The 18943-nt window shown below is 31.5% G+C and carries 20 protein-coding genes and 1 tRNA gene; 17 read left to right on the top strand and 4 right to left on the bottom strand.

Translation table 11 applies throughout. From position 1 onward, the window contains the following. Window positions 1-58: 58 nt before the first annotated feature. From B6C84_RS09395 to B6C84_RS09350, 10 genes are all read left to right on the top strand, one after another. Window positions 59-145 (top strand) — tRNA-Leu (locus tag B6C84_RS09395). An 832-nt stretch (window positions 146-977) separates the two neighbouring features. Beyond that, the gene (locus tag B6C84_RS09390) at window positions 978-1535 is read left to right on the top strand and encodes a hypothetical protein (RefSeq protein WP_065651095.1); all 558 of its coding nucleotides are present in this window, start codon (window positions 978-980) and stop codon (window positions 1533-1535) included. Between the two features lie 674 nt (window positions 1536-2209). Further along, complete coding sequence (locus B6C84_RS09385) at window positions 2210-2752, top strand: hypothetical protein (protein ID WP_086354411.1); 543 nt, start codon at window positions 2210-2212, stop codon at window positions 2750-2752. Between the two features lie 491 nt (window positions 2753-3243). Continuing rightward, a complete protein-coding gene (locus tag B6C84_RS09380) occupies window positions 3244-3789 on the top strand; it encodes a hypothetical protein (RefSeq protein WP_086354412.1) in 546 nt (181 codons plus the stop codon). A 421-nt stretch (window positions 3790-4210) separates the two neighbouring features. Further along, on the top strand, window positions 4211-4540 hold the full coding sequence (locus B6C84_RS09375) for a DUF6572 domain-containing protein (RefSeq protein WP_174565015.1): 330 nt from the start codon (window positions 4211-4213) through the stop codon (window positions 4538-4540). Window positions 4541-4779: 239 nt separating this feature from the next. Then, window positions 4780-5055, top strand: a complete 276-nt coding sequence (locus B6C84_RS09370) for a VENN motif pre-toxin domain-containing protein (RefSeq protein WP_165755513.1) — start codon at window positions 4780-4782, stop codon at window positions 5053-5055. 70 nt (window positions 5056-5125) lie between these two features. Next, the gene (locus B6C84_RS09365) at window positions 5126-5326 is read left to right on the top strand and encodes a hypothetical protein (RefSeq protein WP_086354414.1); all 201 of its coding nucleotides are present in this window, start codon (window positions 5126-5128) and stop codon (window positions 5324-5326) included. Window positions 5327-5341: 15 nt separating this feature from the next. Next, window positions 5342-5680, top strand: a complete 339-nt coding sequence (locus B6C84_RS09360) for a DUF6572 domain-containing protein (RefSeq protein WP_086354415.1) — start codon at window positions 5342-5344, stop codon at window positions 5678-5680. Next, complete coding sequence (locus B6C84_RS09355; protein ID WP_086354416.1) at window positions 5674-5925, top strand: hypothetical protein; 252 nt, start codon at window positions 5674-5676, stop codon at window positions 5923-5925. Before B6C84_RS09360 ends, B6C84_RS09355 begins: the two co-directional genes overlap by 7 nt. A 98-nt stretch (window positions 5926-6023) precedes the next feature. Next, window positions 6024-6278 (top strand): hypothetical protein, encoded by a 255-nt coding sequence (locus B6C84_RS09350; protein WP_086354417.1) that lies wholly within the window; start codon window positions 6024-6026, stop codon window positions 6276-6278. Between the two features lie 45 nt (window positions 6279-6323). On the opposite strand, the gene B6C84_RS11855 is transcribed toward B6C84_RS09350, so the two are convergent. Beyond that, window positions 6324-6434 (bottom strand): SymE family type I addiction module toxin, encoded by a 111-nt coding sequence (locus tag B6C84_RS11855; protein ID WP_086354418.1) that lies wholly within the window; start codon window positions 6432-6434, stop codon window positions 6324-6326. Between the two features lie 616 nt (window positions 6435-7050). On the opposite strand from B6C84_RS11855, the gene B6C84_RS09340 reads away from it, so the two are divergent. After that, on the top strand, window positions 7051-7839 hold the full coding sequence (locus B6C84_RS09340; protein ID WP_034903278.1) for an acid phosphatase: 789 nt from the start codon (window positions 7051-7053) through the stop codon (window positions 7837-7839). A 204-nt stretch (window positions 7840-8043) separates the two neighbouring features. Continuing rightward, window positions 8044-9441 (top strand): FAD-binding oxidoreductase, encoded by a 1398-nt coding sequence (locus B6C84_RS09335; RefSeq protein ID WP_086354297.1) that lies wholly within the window; start codon window positions 8044-8046, stop codon window positions 9439-9441. Between the two features lie 234 nt (window positions 9442-9675). Here B6C84_RS09335 and B6C84_RS09330 read toward each other — a convergent pair whose 3' ends face one another. Next, entirely contained in the window at window positions 9676-10557 is an 882-nt protein-coding gene (locus B6C84_RS09330; protein ID WP_086319672.1) for a LysR family transcriptional regulator, read from the bottom strand. 161 nt (window positions 10558-10718) lie between these two features. On the opposite strand from B6C84_RS09330, the gene B6C84_RS09325 reads away from it, so the two are divergent. After that, window positions 10719-11681 carry an aldo/keto reductase gene (locus tag B6C84_RS09325; protein WP_086319783.1) on the top strand — a complete coding sequence of 321 codons (963 nt, stop codon included), beginning with the start codon at window positions 10719-10721 and terminating at the stop codon, window positions 11679-11681. Window positions 11682-11747: 66 nt separating this feature from the next. Here the strand turns inward: B6C84_RS09325 and dsdA are convergent, their stop codons facing one another. After that, window positions 11748-13079 (bottom strand): D-serine ammonia-lyase, encoded by a 1332-nt coding sequence (dsdA, locus tag B6C84_RS09320; RefSeq protein WP_086319785.1) that lies wholly within the window; start codon window positions 13077-13079, stop codon window positions 11748-11750. Window positions 13080-13099: 20 nt separating this feature from the next. Next, the gene (gene dsdX, locus B6C84_RS09315) at window positions 13100-14437 is read right to left on the bottom strand and encodes a D-serine transporter DsdX (protein ID WP_065578722.1); all 1338 of its coding nucleotides are present in this window, start codon (window positions 14435-14437) and stop codon (window positions 13100-13102) included. Window positions 14438-14650: 213 nt separating this feature from the next. Here dsdX and dsdC point away from each other — a divergent pair, with 213 nt between their 5' ends. From dsdC to B6C84_RS09295, 4 genes are all read left to right on the top strand, one after another. Then, entirely contained in the window at window positions 14651-15637 is a 987-nt protein-coding gene (gene dsdC / locus B6C84_RS09310) for a DNA-binding transcriptional regulator DsdC (RefSeq protein ID WP_086319787.1), read from the top strand. Window positions 15638-15775: 138 nt separating this feature from the next. Then, window positions 15776-16600: a MetQ/NlpA family ABC transporter substrate-binding protein gene (locus B6C84_RS09305; RefSeq protein WP_086319789.1), complete on the top strand. Its 825-nt coding sequence runs from the start codon at window positions 15776-15778 to the stop codon at window positions 16598-16600. Between the two features lie 247 nt (window positions 16601-16847). Further along, on the top strand, window positions 16848-17783 hold the full coding sequence (locus tag B6C84_RS09300) for a hypothetical protein (protein WP_086354298.1): 936 nt from the start codon (window positions 16848-16850) through the stop codon (window positions 17781-17783). Window positions 17784-17963: 180 nt separating this feature from the next. Further along, a complete protein-coding gene (locus tag B6C84_RS09295; RefSeq protein ID WP_133052312.1) occupies window positions 17964-18881 on the top strand; it encodes a hypothetical protein in 918 nt (305 codons plus the stop codon). Window positions 18882-18943: the final 62 nt, after the last annotated feature.

Below are 18943 nucleotides of genomic sequence, written 5' to 3'. Positions count from 1 at the left end.
TTGCAGATATTGCAAAGCTTAGTATAATTGCCAACGTTTACTTTTTTACACTTCTAATGCCAGTGTGGCGAAATTGGTAGACGCAGCGGATTCAAAATCCGCCGCCCTTAAAAGCGTGTCGGTTCGAGTCCGACCACTGGCACCAACAAAATCAATTAGTTAATTCTCATTCTTTTGTAAGTCAAATATCAAAAAAATTTTGAATGACGGTAAAATGGTTAGTGATTTTTCTTTTGAAAATTTTTAACCAACCTTAAATTCATCAATCATATTTAATTTCTCATATCAATATTCATTTAATAAATCTATCAATAGCTAGCAGATAAAGATCACTATAATTGAAGATGCTAACCGGTTAGTCAATGTTCTCAGTAAAAAGGGGGGATTGATTGGAAAGGTGGCTATTTGGGTGAGGGTGCTTTCGAAATAATAAATCAAACAGGTTTATGAAGTGCAATGATATGGGATCAAGGTAATAAGGTTGGTCACTAGGAGAGTTGTTAAAGGAACAGATAAAGTTAGTAATGTTTTAATTCATTATCCTTGAAAAGGCACTAGTTATAAAACGACTTAATATGAATTTAAGAAGGTATATAATGAGATCGCAGTTTCTATTTTAATCCATGTTAATGATAGTTTTATTCCAACAGGGATAGATCTATATCGGTTTAATAAATGGCATCCTAAATACTAGAAAAATAGAGCGAATGAATTTAAAAAATAGGTATATTATGAGTACATAACTCGCAAAAGATTTCGGTATTTTTTTAAAGAAACAATTTTAGAGGCAAAAGAAAATTGGTAATTGTTTTTGATCTTATTATGGGCGCTCTAACGCCGACTCTGCTGAAGTAAAATTGGTTAACAATGATGGAGTATAAGAATGGACCTGATGTAAGCATTCTAACCAAACTAAATAATAAAACTCTATCAATTTGATGAATTAATAAATTCTATTGTCCCAAGAGATGGTAAAGATGGTAATAAATAGTGAATTTAGTAAACAGTTATTATTAGAAAGGGAAAGATTTGAAAATCCTCCAGATCATACTGTTAAAGCTACAGGGGTTGGTATAGCTAGGTTTATTATACGTTGTAATAATAATGCTGATGAAGTGTTAAACTTAGCTAAACGAGTGTTAGTAATAGTAAACTATAATTCAGAGTTAGTTTGGCCTTCTTTTGAATTATGGAAAAAAATATTACCTGATATATTTATTAATCATTGTGCTAAAGAATTAACTGAAGAAGAAGTTAAAAATCAACAAATATATTGGGATAGCTTAAGTTATGAGCAAAAAATAGAAGAAGCTAAAAAAGATAAAGCATGGACTTTATCTAATTGGTTAGCATGGCTAGAGCCCGATTGTAGAGAGTGGTTTTGGTGGAATGCTCATAAATTTGATGGTGAAATTGAAAATACACATTTTTTAATCGAGGTTACAGCATTAGATGATCCTTTTTCATCAGGTGCATTGAAATGGTTATTTAGAGCTTGTGGTGCAATTGATGTCGTATGTACAGATGATCTTTAGTTTATGCATCTGTCATCAAGTTCTGCGAGACTAGTCGCAGAACTGAACTAACTATTTATCCACTCAGTGATCTAGTTCACAAATTGAACAATTAACTCGTCTTTTTAAGTGGTAATGGTGAATGGTCTGTGTTGGATCAGAATTTAGCCAACTAGAGGGTTTTAAAGATAATCAGTGAAGAGTAACATCCTTTGTCATAGTTAACTCTTTTACGCATAATTCACCCAAATTATTAACACTTCATTTATATTCTAATATCAATAAGACGGTATAGACTCCTCAATTATTTTTACAAATAAACCTCAATAAACTAAATCAAAATAGCCATTACCTAAAAAATATAATCATCAATTAGAACTGTTACTAGTAATGACAGTTTTTTCACCGACCAGTAGGAAACTTACCGTTTATGACCATAACAATGAAGCAAGAGTATTAAATAGAAATTTATAACAAAACAGGTGAAACTTTTTATACAAATCAATTATTATCTTGTAATGTATAGGCAACAACAAATACTTTTCTTATTGATACTAGGGAGGTATCAATAAGAAAATAGTTATGTAAACTCATACCTAACGAACAGAAAGATAAACTAAATTGGAATGGTTCAGCATAAGTACAATATATTTAATAGAATATTGAATTTTTTTAAATGATAAGGTAAATAAATTATGTCACTAAAAAACGGTTTTATAGGTGGAGGTTCAATATTTAATTTAGGTACAGATAGTGATATGCGGCTATTTTTTGACTGTATTTCATATTATGTTCTACCTAAATATCCTGACCAAAATTGGTCACTAATTACTGACCGCTTATATCGTCGTTATTTAAAATTAGAAGAGTTAGATGACGCCGTAGCATTAATGAAATTGGTAGAAAAAGAGTTTAAACAGTTGGATAGAGAAGCATTTGATTGGAGTAAAATATTATCAGGTCAAGTTAAAAGTGATTTAGATAGAGCTAAATCAACTTTATTTGAAATTTTTGGTAAATATTTTGAAACATTTTATGAGTGTATTGAATGTGCTATAGTAAGTTATGAAGCGTTTAAATCGCGTCCTGATTATAACTACGAACCTGTAATGGTAGCAATTACTACCATTCCTTATTGTGTAAGCTATAGTATGATCCCTTTATCTGTTTTCGATAATTTACAACCTGACGAGAAACCAATTTGGTGGACTGGCAAAATTCCTAAAACCACAACTTAGTTACTTTTATCTTATCTCTAATTGCTGAAGCTGAAGATATTATTGATTATGCCATTGCATTAGTTGGATTAATACCTAGTGTAGGTGATGTAGCTGGTAAGCTCTTAAAAGAAGCAAAAGCGGCATTAAAAGTAGGCGATATACAAATAAAAAGCTAGTCAGTTGGTTCAAGAAGCTCAGAATAAAGTAAAAGCTCTTAATGTCGGCTCTTATAGGGAACTTAAAGCAAAGGCAAAAGTTGGTCATGGGATAGAGCAGGATCACATTCCATCATTTGATACATTAAAAAGCTGAAGAAGCCAAGCTTCGACGACCTTTAACTCCAACTGAAATGAAAAAACTATATGCAGAGTCAACAGCTGTTGAAGTTGCAAAAGATGTCCATCAAGCAAGACCAGCATATGGAGGTAAAACACTGCAAAACAAATCATGAAAGATGCAGAAAATCTTTATGATGTGGTTAAAAGAGATACTGACGCATTACGAAAAATATGATAGAAAAAGGGTATGATTCGAAGTTAGTAGAAGATGCCAGAAATAAAAACACGCAACAAAGAAAACGGGATCTAGTGATCATGATTAAATGGCAGCAATTAGTTGATGTATTAGGTAAATCTGAAAATTCTTCAGAGTTTTATACGCTAAAAGATGAAATTGGTGAAAATCCTGAAATATCAGAAGATCTTATTGAATATAATGATCCTGATCGAACTAAATATTATGAGTTCTTTCAAACAGGTATACTTATCGGTTTTCGAAAAAAATATCTGAATCATATTCAATTCTTTTGTAAGGAAAAGGATAATTATTCTATATATTATGGAAAATTATTGAATGGGATCGATTTTCAATATACTGAAAAAATGGTCATTGAGTTATTAGGGAAACCATTAAAAGTAGGTGGAAATGAACAAAGCCCTTTTTTGGGATATGTGAATCGTTGGATATTATATCATATGACACATTATTCATTACATTTTGAGTTTAATAAAAATGGGACTCTTTGTTTGATAACATTGGCTGTATTAATAAGATAAAAACACATAGCAAAGAAAAGGGAATTTATTAATTACCTTAGAATGGAAAGAATTTATTGTACCTTTCAGTACATTCGAAACATCCGATAAATTTGTTGTTTTGATGAATTCTATAGGAGAAAAACCTGTGATATCAGAAGATCCTATAGAATATAGGCCCTGAAAAATTCAAATATTATAATTTTTTACGCATGGAATTGAACTTATATTAATTAACAATAATTTAAAACGAATACATTTGCATTTAACTAATAATCAACCTAATTATTCTCCTTATATTAGTGAATTACCTTCAGGAATCGATTTATCGTATCATAAAAATAAAATAATTAGCTTACTAGGGAACCCAATTAAATAAAGAAACCATCAGTCAACAAAAGTTGAAATAATAAAACCAAATGAATAAAAGGCAATCAATAATATGTCAATAGAAGATATAAATAAACTTGATATGATTGGAATACCTAAAAACAACAGCAATTATGTTGAGTTAGGTTTAACTGACCACTTATCATGGGATTTTCCTTATGAATCTCACTTATATAAATTACAACAAAAATTAAATAGTTATATAAACATAATCGAGACAGGGAATATTTATAAGTATTTCCCCGCAGCTAAAGGTAAAGAAAAATTTTTGATAAAAATATACTTTAAGTACCAAATACCAGATGAATGTATCAATTTTTTACAATCAGTCAATAAGATTGTTTTAACAATTAATACAGTAGTTGAATATGAAATTGGTTGATATTTATATTAGTTCAGCTCTACGATCTTTATCGAAGAACTAAACTAATTAATTACCAATAATGAGATCTAATTCGCAAGTTGGACAATTAATTTTCATTTTTTAGTGATAATGGTGACGGATTGACCTGTGGTGAAACCGAGTTGATTCAGGCAATTGTCTTTGATGAATACTTGGTGTTGTAGTCGCAAAGCTCCAAGGCAACTCAGCGCTATCGAGCGGAGCCGGTGCAGTGGTCGGTGAAGTTGCAGCAGATATCCTCCCGCAAACAACTGTATGGCAAAGTCATAGATTTAACCGAAGAAGAAAAACAAACCATCAGCGAACGATTTCAACTGGCATCAGGCCTTGCCGTTGCTGCCTGCTGTGGTGATTTTGATGATGTCTGTGCAGCTATTAAAAGTAGTAAAAATGCTGTTGAGAATAATGCTTTGGGTAAGGCGCTTGGTAAAGAAAAAAAGCAATTAAAAGCTAGTTTGCCATCAAAAAAGGAGATGAAAAACAAGCAGCACTAGACCGAATCGCTGAAATCAACCAAATAGATAAAAATGATGATGTAGTGACACCTCATTCAGAGTCGATATCATGTTAAAAGATGAACAAAGAAATATAATATATATTGAATGCAAAAGTTCACAAACTGCTCTATTAACTAAGAATCAGAAAGTAGGTTTTCCTGAATTAGAAAAAAGTGGCGGGGTAATTGTTGGAGAAGGTAAACTAGGGTTTGAAGGTAGAACAATAATTCCACCTTCAAAAGTTGAAATAATAAGACCAAATGAATAAAAGGCAATCAATAATATGTCAATAGAAGATATAAATAAACTTGATATGATTGGAATACTCAAGAACAATGAATCAGTAATTAGTTTGGGTATAACAGATCATTTATCATGGAATGATGAAATAAATAATCATTTATTTTTATTACAAGAAAAGATAAATAGTTATTTAAGATTCATTGAAAGTGGTGAAATATATGAAAGCTTCCCAGCAGCTAAAGGAAAAATTGATTTTCTGATAGAAATTTTTTTTCAGTATGAAATACCACAAGAATGTATCAATTTTCTGGACAAAGTAAATGAACTTTTATCATCTACTAATATCAGATTAAAATATGAAGAAAGAAATAATTGCTAGTATTAATATTGTCCCAGCCAAAAACAGGGATTTTTTATGTCTACAATTTACTTCGTAAGTTTACTCGTGGCCTAGCCGGCGCCACTGCAACATGGCTAGCTGAGCAGATAAAACTGCACACCGGGCATATGGGTAAAGATGGTATGACTTCATCAGATGAATTATCAGAATTATTAATGTCATTAATGCCTTATGAACCTGCAATATATATTTCGCACAAGAATATTCTCCTAAAGAGATATTAAAGTGCCTAATAAATAATGGCAGGAATATTTATTATCAAAATACGGTTACTTATCTATCGTCAAATGATATCGATGATTATAACTGGTTAAATATCGATATGAATTTGTTCAATTTAGACGAGTTTATAAACTCTCATAATATTATGGATAAAGTCGGTATAGTGATGGTTTATGATAATAAATCAGGCGGTAATTTATTAATTTACCCTAATTATTTATCTATGTCATTGTCAATAAATCGTCAGTATTTATTTGGGGAAGATATTCCAGATTTTAATTGGTATTTAAAAAAAATGGGTGTTTTTTTAAGAAAAATAAAACTATCAAGCATACAGTGTGAAACCATCTACTAATGAATAAATCCCTCCTCTTAGCTCAGCCCCCTTTAATCCTGATAATCAAAAGTTCTGTTGTACATCGTTGATGACTGGCTTACCGATGGTAAAGCCGAAGGCTTCCAGCCAGCGACCTTTAATGGTCAGTTGTGGTATGGGGTTAGGTCTGCCCAGATTAGGTGTTGTAACTCATGGTGTAAAACCGCTCAGTAATGGGTTGTGTGGGTTCTTTGTATATGGTTGATTTTAACTTAGTATGTGCCTTTACCATAGATAACTCTTATCCGCATTATTTCCGCACATTATGACCGATTTATTCATATTCTAATATCAATAAGATGGTATAGACTCCTCAATATTTTTTACAAATTAGAATGATTCAATATTCAATTATAAGACTTTGTGAAAATTGTCAGATAACTAGCTCGAAGTATAAATAGATATGAGTATTTTAAATATAAATTGGAAACACGTATTTGGAACAATATTTACTTGATTACATATATTGTGTTAATTGCATAAATTAAAGTGCTTAAATTTTATATCATGAAAATAATATGTGATATTTATCACATTAATTAATATTAAAATTTGTTGGCACTAATTTTAATATTGTATTATTTAAAAAAAGGATTTTTTTTCTAAATGTGTTGAATCGATTCACCTAACTGATAAATGAAATTCAAGGAGGAAAATTGGGAATAATATTAAATAAGTAACGCACTGTTTTAAGACAGAAAAATAAAAAATAACTATTTAGGAATATTAAAATTACAATTAAGGAAATAATATGAATAATAAAAGAAATTCATTAAAAATAGCTGGAATCGCTATTGCAGTATGCTCATTATTTATGTCTTCAACAACAATGGCCTTTCAACCAGGTTCTACAGAAGATTTTTTAGGTCATGAAGTTGGACCTACTTATCATACAGCAGCTGAGGCAGTAAGTAGTAATGATTATCTTCCAGGACCTCCTAAAAATGATTCAGCAGTATTTGAAGCGGACAAAGCTGCATATCAAGAAGGTTATAAATTTAAAGATACAGCTCGCTGGAAGCAAGCAACCATGGATGCAGATTTACATACTACTAATATGGCAAAAATATTTTCTGAACCAATGGGAATTACTATTTCACAAGAAACAACACCGACGCTTTATAAAATGTTAGGTGATCTTCTTGTTGATTCAGCAGATAATGCTACCAAAACAGCAAAAGAAGCGTATATGAGAGAACGTCCATTTGTATTCTTTGGTAATCACACATGTCAACCAGTTAATGAAGAAGATCGGTTGCGTAAGAATGGATCATATCCTTCTGGGCATACTTCTTATGGATGGACTGTGGCATTAGTACTTGCTCAAATGGCACCTTCTCATGCAGAAGCCATTATAAAACGTGGTTATGAATTTGGTCAAAGCCGAATGATCTGTGGTGCTCACTGGCAAAGTGATGTTGATGCTGGACGAATTGTTGGTGCTGTTGAATATTCTCGCTTACAAACTCTTCCTAAATTCCAAGAAGATCTTCGTAAAGCTACAGAAGAAGTTAAACGTCAATATAAGTCATCAAAATAATTAATTGATTTTTACCCTCTTAAGATATTTTTAAAATACTTAAGGGGGTAAATTATATATTAATAATATTCAAATTTATTAAATTAATTATTCTTAGAGGATGACAATTTATTGAACAATATTAGCCAATCTAAGATACATACTTTTCAACTCAAATAGGCTATCATATTTTATCTTATCTCATAGTGCTTATTTTTCTATAAAATGAAAAAAATAAATTTATTATTATCTGTACTTGGTTTTTTATTGCCATTGACTGTTATGGCAGTAGAAGTCAATGATGTAACTGGAATGACACCGATTCAAGTTGCAGCAGTTGTGCAACCAGAATCTACTCAACAAGTTGTTGATATAGTTAAAAAGGCTACTGGACCAATTAGTATCGCTGGTGGTAAATATAGTATGGGAGGACAAACAGCAATCCAAGGGGCGGTGCAAATTGATACTCGTAAATTAAATCATGTTATTGACTTTAAACCTGAACAAAAACTGTTGACTATTGAGACGGGGGCAACTTGGCTTCAAGTTCAGGAGCTTATAGATCCCTATGATTTATCTGTAAAAATAATGCAAAGCTATGCTAATTTTAGTATTGGTGGATCATTAAGTGTTAATGTTCATGGCCGATATATAGGTGAAGGACCTATAATTCTTTCGGTAAAACAATTTAAAATTGTGTTAGCTGATGGCAAAGTAGTAATAGCTAGTCCTGAGCAAAATCAAGATATATTCTATGGTGCTATTGGTGGATATGGTGGTCTAGGTATAATCACTGAGGTGACATTGCAACTTGCTGATAATGTAAAAGTAAAACGCGTTAGTGAGGCTATGCCAATTACAAACTATTATCAATATTTTACCCAATATATTCGTTCTGATAAAAAATCAATATTCCATAATGCGATAATTTATCCACCAGACTATAAAAGAGTGAGATCTGTTACTTATAAACAGACTGAAGAACCATTAACGATTTTGCAACGATTAAGATCTGATGATAAAAAATCGCATAATCTGGAAAAGCCAATCAAAATTGTATCTTCCTCGTCTACTGGTAAAAATTTACGTAAATTATTTGATGATTTTTATTATATAAAAAAACCAGTCATGTGGCGTAATTATGAGGCTAGTTATGATGTTTCGTATTTGCAGCCGATATCGACTAAAAATAAAAGCTTTGTTTTACAGGAATATTTTATACCTGTTGAACAATTTGATCACTTTTATCCCAAATTAGTCACTATTTTGAAAAAAAATAAAGTTAATGTTATTAATATTTCTATTCGTCACGCCAACCAAGATAGTGGTTCATTACTGGCTTGGGCAAAATCGGAAGTATTTGCGTTTGTGGTCTATTATCAACAAGATACTGATGAATTAAGCAAACAACATGTTGGTAATTGGACAAGGGAATTGATAGATGCTGTTTTGGAAAATCAAGGAAGTTATTATCTACCTTATCAATTACATGCGACAACAGAACAATTTCAAAGAGCATATCCACAAGCTGAGCAATTTTTTAAACTTAAAGCTCGTCTAGATCCGCACAATAAATTCAGTAATATGTTATTAAAACGCTACCATATCGAAACCGTTCAATAACATAGCGCCAGCAAGATAATTAGTTATTTTTTGTTAAATAACTAATTATTTAAGCTGATATTATCTAATATCGATAAAGTTCAATACATTATTTAACATAAGAAAAAAATTTATTTTTAAACTTATCTAAGCTTCATTTTAATGTACTATACAACGAATATTAAACATAAAATTATTTGTAGATTTTAATATTAATTTTTCATGTCATTTTTTATCAACCATATTGAAACTAAACTAGTTTTTTAATGCTTCTAATACTAGTCTAAATACATTTGAATGCCCCTTGCGACTTGGATAATAAATATAAAAAGGTTCATATGTAATTGAATATTCAGGTAGTAATTCTATAAGTTGTCCTGATGCTAATTCATTTTTTACATCCGGATAACCAATCCAACTAATACCTAAACCATCAAGAGTAGCTTGTTTTCTTAAATGATTATTGATTGTGAAGTGAGAAATAGGGTGATATTGAATAATATTACCTTTATCGGCAAACTCCCATATCGATTCCATTCCATATTGGGTTGAAACTTTTTTGCCAATTAATAAATGTTGATCTAAATCATTTATCTGTTTTGGTCTTATTCTCTGATGCAAATAATCAGGACTAGCCACTAAAGCCATTCGCAATGGATCTGATATTTTTACTGCTATCATCTCTTTTGCCAAATCATTACCGATTCGGCAGCCCATATCGAAACCTTGTTTGACAATATCAACTAAGTTATTGTCACATTGAATTTCAATTTTAATTTGTGGATAGCGTAGTGAAAATTGGCTTAATTTAGGGTATATAAAATTTTCAATAGCAATATTCGATGCATTAATTCTAATGGTACCCGATGGAGTATCAAGGTAATCACCAAGAGCGGCAACTTCTTCATTGATTTGTCGATATAAAGGGGATATTTGTTTATAAAGTTGTTCTCCTGCCTCTGTTAATGAAAGGCTTCTAGTCGTACGATTAAATAGCCGTAAACTCAAACGTGTTTCTAAGTTTCGCATGCTATGACTTAGTGCAGATGACGAAACACCTAAAGATTTGGCTGCACCAACAAAGCTTTTTGCTTTAGCTATAGTAATAAAATAACTTAGTTCATTATAGTTATACATAGGATATAAATAGACAATTAATGAATTTAATTCATGATACTATAAATGAACAACACGTTTATCTCAATAAAAGTTAACGATAAAATACTCATAACTAAGATTGAATTTTTAACAATTTATTAAGTTAATCAATCTATTATTAGCTAGTTAGGAGAGAAAGTATGGATTATATAAAATTAGGTAATTCTGATATTGAAGTCTCACGATTTTGTTTAGGGTGTATGAGTTTTGGCGATCCTGCCAGTAAAATGCATGATTGGACACTTAATCCAGAACAAAGTGAAACAATCATTAAACATGCCTTAGATCTAGGAATTAACTTTATTGATACAGCAAATACATACTCTAGTGGTACTAGTGAAGAATATGTAGGAAGAGCGATTAAACGAAATATAGCTCGAGACAAAGTAATACTGGCTACTAAAGTCTATTTTAATGAAGGGCATTTATCTAAAACAGCAATTGAGCGAGAAATTGAAGGATCCCTGAGACGATTAGGTACCGATTATGTTGATTTATATATTATCCATCGTTTCGATTACAGTACACCGATTGAGGAAACCATGGCTGCGTTACACCATTTAGTTCAGAGTGGTAAAGTACGAGCATTAGGTGCTTCTGCGATGTATGGTTATCAATTTTATAATATGCAATTAGTCGCTAAACAAAATGGTTGGACGCCGTTTGTTTCGATGCAGAATCACTATAATTTATTATATCGTGAAGATGAAAGAGAATTGATTCCTGTCTGTAAGCAATTCAATGTTTCATTAACTCCTTATAGCCCTTTAGCTGCAGGTAGACTTTCCCGATTAGAATGGCAGACCAATACTCTACGTAGTAAGACTGATAAAACTGCAGTTGCTAAATACGATAGTACGCAACAAATCGACATGAATATAGTGAAAAGGGTTAATGAAATTGCGCAAAAATATGCAGTAACCATGACGCAAGTTGCTCTGGCATGGCAATTTGCCAAAGGCGTAGCTTCGCCGATCATTGGGGCAACCAAAACTCTGTATTTGGATGATGCGGTAGGCGCATTAAAGCTTTCATTAACTAAGGATGATATTGCTTATCTTGAAGAACTTTACTTGCCTCATCGTATTGTCGGAGCACTTTAATTAGTCACAATGTATAAAATTAAATTTACTGACAAATATCATTGAGATATTTGTCAGTAACAGTCACTAAATTTTTCCTGAATTTAAATATTTTTGCATCTCTTCTTTCGGTACCATTCCACCGCCAGTTGCCCATACTAAATGAGTTGCATTTTGTAATTGTTGAGGAGTGAATTGCATACGTTCTAAATATTCCGAGTTGTTAGTTACAACTACCGGACCTTGCATACCGGCAAGGGCAGACGGTTCAAGTTGAATGTGTTCAGTTTTATCCAGTAGTACTAGCAAATCATACATTTCCTGATCCGACAAGGTATAATATCCATCTAACAGACGTTCCATGGCTCGTCCAACAAATCCAGATGCACGACCAACAGCCAATCCATCTGCGGCGGTAATATTATCAATTCCGATGTCTTGTACCGAAATTTTGTCGTGTAGACCAGTATAAACCCCTAGTAACATACACGGTGAATGTGTTGGTTCAGCAAAAATACAGTGTACATTATCACCGAATGCCATTTTTAAACCAAAAGCAACACCGCCAGGTCCACCGCCTACACCACATGGTAAATAGACAAAAAGTGGATGATCTTTATCAACTTTAATTCCTTGTTCATTGAATTGTTGCTTTAAGCGTTCACCGGCGACTGAATATCCTAAAAATAGGGTAGTAGAATTTTCATCATCGATAAAGAAACATTTTGGATCAGACTCTGCCGCTTTACGGCCTTGTTGAACCGCAACACCATAATCTTGCTCATACTCAACAACATTAACACCATGATCACGTAATTTCTGTTTTTTCCATTCTCGAGCATCAGCAGACATATGTACGCTAACTTTAAATCCGAGTTTAGCACTCATTATGCCAATTGATAAACCAAGGTTACCTGTTGAACCTACAGCAATACTATACTGACTAAAAAACTGTTTAAATTTATCAGAATATAATTTGCTGTAATCATCTTGTTCTGATAATAGTCCATTTTCAATGGCTAGTTTTTCAGCGTGAGTTAAGACTTCATAAATACCACCTCGAGCTTTAATTGAGCCAGAAATTGGTAAATGACTATCTTTTTTCAAATAAAGCTTACCTGCGATATCAACATTATATCTGGCTTCAAGGGCTTTTTTCATATTAGTAATTTCAACTAACTGTGATTCAATAAAACCCTTGGTTATAGCTGTTTCAGGGAAAGCTAATGATAAATATGGTGCGAAACGTTTTAATCGTTCACTCGCTTTTTTTATATCCGTTTGATCTAGTCCAACGTAAGGAAGACCGATTGCTAAAGTAGTGGTATTAGGATTAAACCAACAGCTTGGTTGAAGTTTAATTAAATTTTCTACTAACGGTTTATCGGCAATAAGTGTTTTTATCTCTATTTGATTCATATTCGCTCCTTGAAAGATATCTAAATAAAATTAGATAATAAAAAAGTACCCATTAATGCAACTACTGAAGCAATGAATGTTGCGGTGGTATAGTATTTTAAAATTTCACTCATTGTCGCTCCACAATATTGCTTAACAAGCCAAAATAATGAATCGGTAACTATTGTACAACCAATAGCACCCGAACCTATAGCCAATGTAATGATTTCAGGACTGATATTAGGATAAAGAGCTAGCATCGGTGATACGATTGCTGTGGCGCCCATCATTGCAACTGTCGCTGAACCTACTGCAGCATGCAAAATTATTGCTACTAACCACGCCAATAAAATTGGATGCATATCTAAATGGGATAAAATACTTGCTAAACTATCGCTCAAGCCACTCGCTTTTAAAATACCATTAAATGCACCGCCAGCACCGATAATTAATAAAATATTGGCAATTGATGAAAAGCAATCTTCAGTTTTATTGAGTAGGTCAGACATTTTCATGTCACGTCTTAGACCTAGCATATAATAGGCAACAAATGCTGCTATAAACATAGCGGTAATAGGATTACCGATAAATTCTAAAACAGTATAAATCGAAGTGTTTTTATCCATGTTCAACTCAGCAGTTGTTTTTATCAGCATGAGAAAAATGGGTAATAATACTGTAAACAATGTTGCACCTAATGAAGGCAGTTCTTCTTCAGTTCTTACTTTTAGATCTGAAAATTGTTCCGGTACAGCTTTAAATGGAATTCTATTTTTGATCATTCTTAAAAAAATAGGACCTCCAGATAATGATGCGATTATTCCAATAATTAATCCATATAAAATAACGCTACCAATATCAGCACCTAAAGCATTAGTGACATATAATGCAGCTGGATGAGGAGGAACAATACAATGAACGGCCATTAGTGCAGTACATAATGGAATCGCTAACATTAATAATGAAGTTTTGGTTTTTTTAGCAATTGAAAATGCTAATGGTATTAAAAGTACAACGCCGACCTCAACAAATAACGTTATACCACAAATCATACCAATCAATACCATAATAACATCTGGTGATAAAAAGCGGCATTTTTGTAAGGTAATACCGATGCGTTCAGCTGCACCTGATATTTCCATCATTTTTCCTAGAATGGTACCTAAACCAATTACTGCCGCTAAAAAGCCAAGTGTACCACCAATACCATCTTCGATTGAAGAAATCATTGCCAATGGCTTCATTCCCATTAATGCACCTACGTAAAAACTGGATAATAATAAGGCTAAAAACGGATGAAGTTTAAATTTGATAATACTTATTACAATTAATAAAATACTCGTTATTAAAACACCTAAAACCCAAATTTGTGAATCCATAATGTTTTCCTATTATAATTAAAGTAAAAATTACCGTGTATTAGATTTTATGGAGAGATAACTGACAAATGATTATAAATCATGTTCACATGAATAAGATTCGGTTGAATAAGTGTCAGGCTGTAAGAAAGTAACAATCATTAATTTAATTAATTGTATTTGATTTAACATTTTTAGTTAAATGTTAAGAAAATAGGTAAGGAAGGATGTACAATGTTTGATGATGATCGTTTTATTACCACTAACCGATTGATATCAGGATATCAATTAGCTAAATTCCACACTTTTGAAGCAGTTGCACGATATAATTCCTTTATGCGCGCAGCGGAAGAATTATGTATTACTCCGAGTGCCGTTAGCCATCAAATTAATAAGCTTGAAGAAGAATTAAATTTTAAGCTATTTAACCGGTTTCATCGCCGTATTGAGTTGACCCCTGATGGTGAAAATTTATTTAATATTTTAAAAAAGTCCTTGTCGATACTAAATAAAGAAATCTTTGAAATAAAGAGTCAGGAATTAATCGGGCCGTTGACCATTTATTCGCGTCCTTCCTTTGCGCAAGGCTGGCTTGTTCCAAGAATATCAGAATTTAACAAGAAACATCCTTATATTATCTTGAATATATTAACAGGTAATGAAATAATCAATTTTGATCGTCATCGTATTGATTTAGCTATTTATTTTGATGATTTAGAGTATAACGACTTGGATGTTTATCATTTAATGAATGAAACGATTGTACCAGTGTGTAGCCCTCAATATGCGGAATATCATCAACTTACTGAAAATATTGAAAATCTAAAAAATTGCTTAATAATACATGATAATCAAGCTTGGGGGTATGATACCAACTTCGACGAATGGCAATCTTGGGTGAAGCACTTTAATATTGATCTAGATTTTGAAGATTTACCTACAATGTTATTTGATCGATCCGATTTAGCTATCGTCGCGGCGATTAATCATTCAGGTATTGCTATGGGAAGAAAACATATTATCAATAAATATGTTGAATCAAAGGAGTTAGTTACTCCCTTTCCAAATATGACGTTAACATGCAAACAACGTTACTATGTTGTTTCTGCTTCCAAGGGAAGAAATCCCAAAGTTAAAGCTTTTGTAAGATGGTTAAAAGAAAATTTGGCTGAGCAGTCGGTTGAAAATGCTATCTCAAACTTAGCTAAAACTAAAGAATAATTGCATATATCTAATATGAATATAGATATAATTTTTTCGTATTATCCTAATAGTTAATCACTATCTATAATGTTATTTCTAAATAATAGAATCAGTTGTTCAATTAGATTATTTTACTGATTGAAATAGGGAGTGATAATGAAAAAATATATTTGCATAATTATGCTGTTGGGTTTGACTTTAATTGGTTGTGACAATAAATCAGAATCAGCCCAAAAAAGTCAACAAGATAAAAAAGAGATCGTAGTTGGTATGCCACCAAGTATGCACAATATAATGATGGAAAAAGTTGTTAAGCCCGCTTTAGAACAAAAAGGTTATAAAGTTAAATTGGTAAATTTCAGCTCTCTTAGAGATTCAAATACCGCTTTAGTTGAAGGAAGTATTGATCTTAGTGCAGCACAGCATCAAGCTTATCTTGATGTATATAATAAAGAAACTAATAGTGATCTTGTTTCTTTAGTCCATATTCCTTCTATTTCAGCTGCGCTTTTTTCTCAATTGCATCATTCTATTGATGAAATAGCTAATGATCAAACAATTGTCATTCCCAATGATCCATCAAATAAGGCAAGATCATTATTATTCTTACAAAGCTTAAATTGGATTACTTTAAAATCTGATAGTAAATCGGGAACATTAGATTTAAATGACATAGCAGAAAATAGATATAATTTAAAATTTAAATCGATATTATCGGAATTAATTCCTAGAACTCTAGGTGAAGTTGATTATGCGATAATGCCAGGTGGTGTTGCATGGTTAAGTAAAGTTCCAGCTGATAATGTTTTAGTACAAGAAAAGTTAACACCTAATTTAGAATTAATGGTTGTAGTAAAAAAAGAAAATTTGAACAGTAAATGGGCTCAAGAGGTTAAACAACTTTACCAATCAGATGCACTTAAAAAATTCATTAGTGAAGATCCTGATGCGAAAGGTCGTTTTATCTGGCCCCAACAATAAGCAAATAATTATTTATAAACTATTCTAGTAATAAATTAGAATAGTTTATATTGTTATACATCATATTGATTATTTATAAATAATTAAAATAAATTTATGATGCTAGTTGTTATAAAATCAATGACTCTATTTGATTTTATTATTTTTTAATAAAAAGTTTTAGATTTTGATGATTTACTCTAAAATTCGTTGTGTTAATATTTAGACCCTTTGATATAAATATTATTTAAAAAAGTAGTTAAATGTGATGAAAAAAATAAAATACTCTCTTATATTAGCTTGCAGCATAACACTTTGTAGCTGTTTTAATGGTCCTACCTCACAAGTTCGTTTAATTGATAATCCTACTGCCAATGAAATTAAGTTAGTAATTGATGGTAAAGATGTTGTCATTCCTGCTAACTCAAAAATTAAGTATACTTTCGAATATGGTAAACATAATTTAGCTTATAATAATGAGTCGTTTGACATTGTGGTAAAACCTGTAAAATTTGATGGTACAGGCATTATTAATCCAACCCAAAGCAACTATATGTTACATACTTTTATTTATGCAACTGACAACACTAGTGATGAAACCTTTGACAAATTATATGAGAAAACGCTTAATAAAGTTGATGTTATCATAGATGGTGAGCAAGTACAGATTGAACTTCCTGTAAAAGTGGTTAATGATTTCTTTATTGAAGATGAAGATAATAGATGGGATTACTCTATTGATGAAAAAATTCCAGACGAAATTTCTGAAAAACTTAATAAAAATCAATCTTATCAGGCTCGTAAAATTAAAATGTATCGTGAAAGTGAATATTTGAAGTTTTTAAAAGAAGATTGGTTAGAAGAGGAAGATGAAGTTAGTTTTCCTAATAAACCTAAAAAATTGTCTGAAATTAATCAGTATGTATTCCCGAAACTTGATTTAGAAAGTATTACATGTAATGAAGGTAAAAAATATTTGCAGGATACATTAGATAAATGGCAACAACTTTTTACTTTAACAGGAAGTGATTTTGACAGTAAGTATGAAGGATTAGGGGGATATGATGGCATGCTTGCCTTACGTGATTCTAAAAAACTTTGTCCTACAGATAAAGATCCTGAACAAACTTATTCAAAAGCTATTAGCCCTTTAGATGAAGCTTTAACTAAAGGACGTGATATATACTTTTTTATTGTCAAATAAAATTTGAAAATTGTTCTTTGTTAAAAGATTTAATTATTACAATAAAAGGCACTAAATCTTTCAATTAGGTTTAGTGCCTTTTAATTTTTCTGTTAACATCATCGTTTTTTTTATGTTAAGATTCGCATCCTTGAAATATAAATTAAATAAATGAATGTTATGGAAAAATTGAAATATTCTTTGCTTTTGGTATGTAGCCTTTCTTTGGTTGGTTGTTTCGAATCAAGCACTCATGAAGATACTATAAGTCGTCAAATAGATAATCCAACCGACAAGGAAATAAAAGTATCAATTGATGGTAATGAGTTAGTTATTCCGGCCAAATCAAGCGTTAATCATACCTTTGAATATGGTAAACATCAGTTAACTTATAATGGTCAATCATTAAACTTCATAGTTAAACCTACGAAATCATATAATGATGGGTTTATCAATCCGACCCAATCTAACTATTATATATATCAAGCCTATTATTCTACTAAGGGTCAAACAAGAAAAAACGAAATGATCAAAAACGTAAAGACTTTCCAAGTGACTATCAATGGCGAGCCGTGGGATATAGAACTTCCAGTTAAAATTATTAATGATGTATTTATTGAAAGATATTATGGTAAATATGGTGTAGCATGGAGTTATGGTATAAATGATAAATTGCCAGAGCAAATAAGCGTTGAAAAAAGTACTTCTTCAGATCCAATAAGGTATAAATTATTTCGTGAAGCTGATTTTATTGATTATCTAGCTAAAACTGACGAAGAACTCAAAACATTACAGTTTCCAAATCAACCCAAAAAATATGCTGATTTAACTAAACATATTGTTCCCAATATCAATATAGCTGATATTAAATGTGATGAGGGACGAGAATTTGTAAAACAACATCTAGCTGATTGGAACAACCTTTTTACCTTAAAGGGAGAAGAGTTTACTAAATTACATAATCAAATAATCTCCACGGATACTTACAAAAAAAGAAATAATAGTGATAACAAATGCACTGAAGAAAACGACCCAAATCATACTTATAGGTTAGCGATTAGAGAAGTTGACTTAGCATTTAGAGATGTCGAACAAGTAAATCTGTTTATTAATGAATAATATGGCCATATATTGATTGATAAATAATATATTATATGAGGCACCTAATTGAATAACTAGGT

The organism is Gilliamella apis, from assembly GCF_002142155.1.
GTDB lineage: Bacteria > Pseudomonadota > Gammaproteobacteria > Enterobacterales > Orbaceae > Gilliamella > Gilliamella apis.
This window is presented reverse-complemented; position numbering and strand designations above follow the sequence as displayed.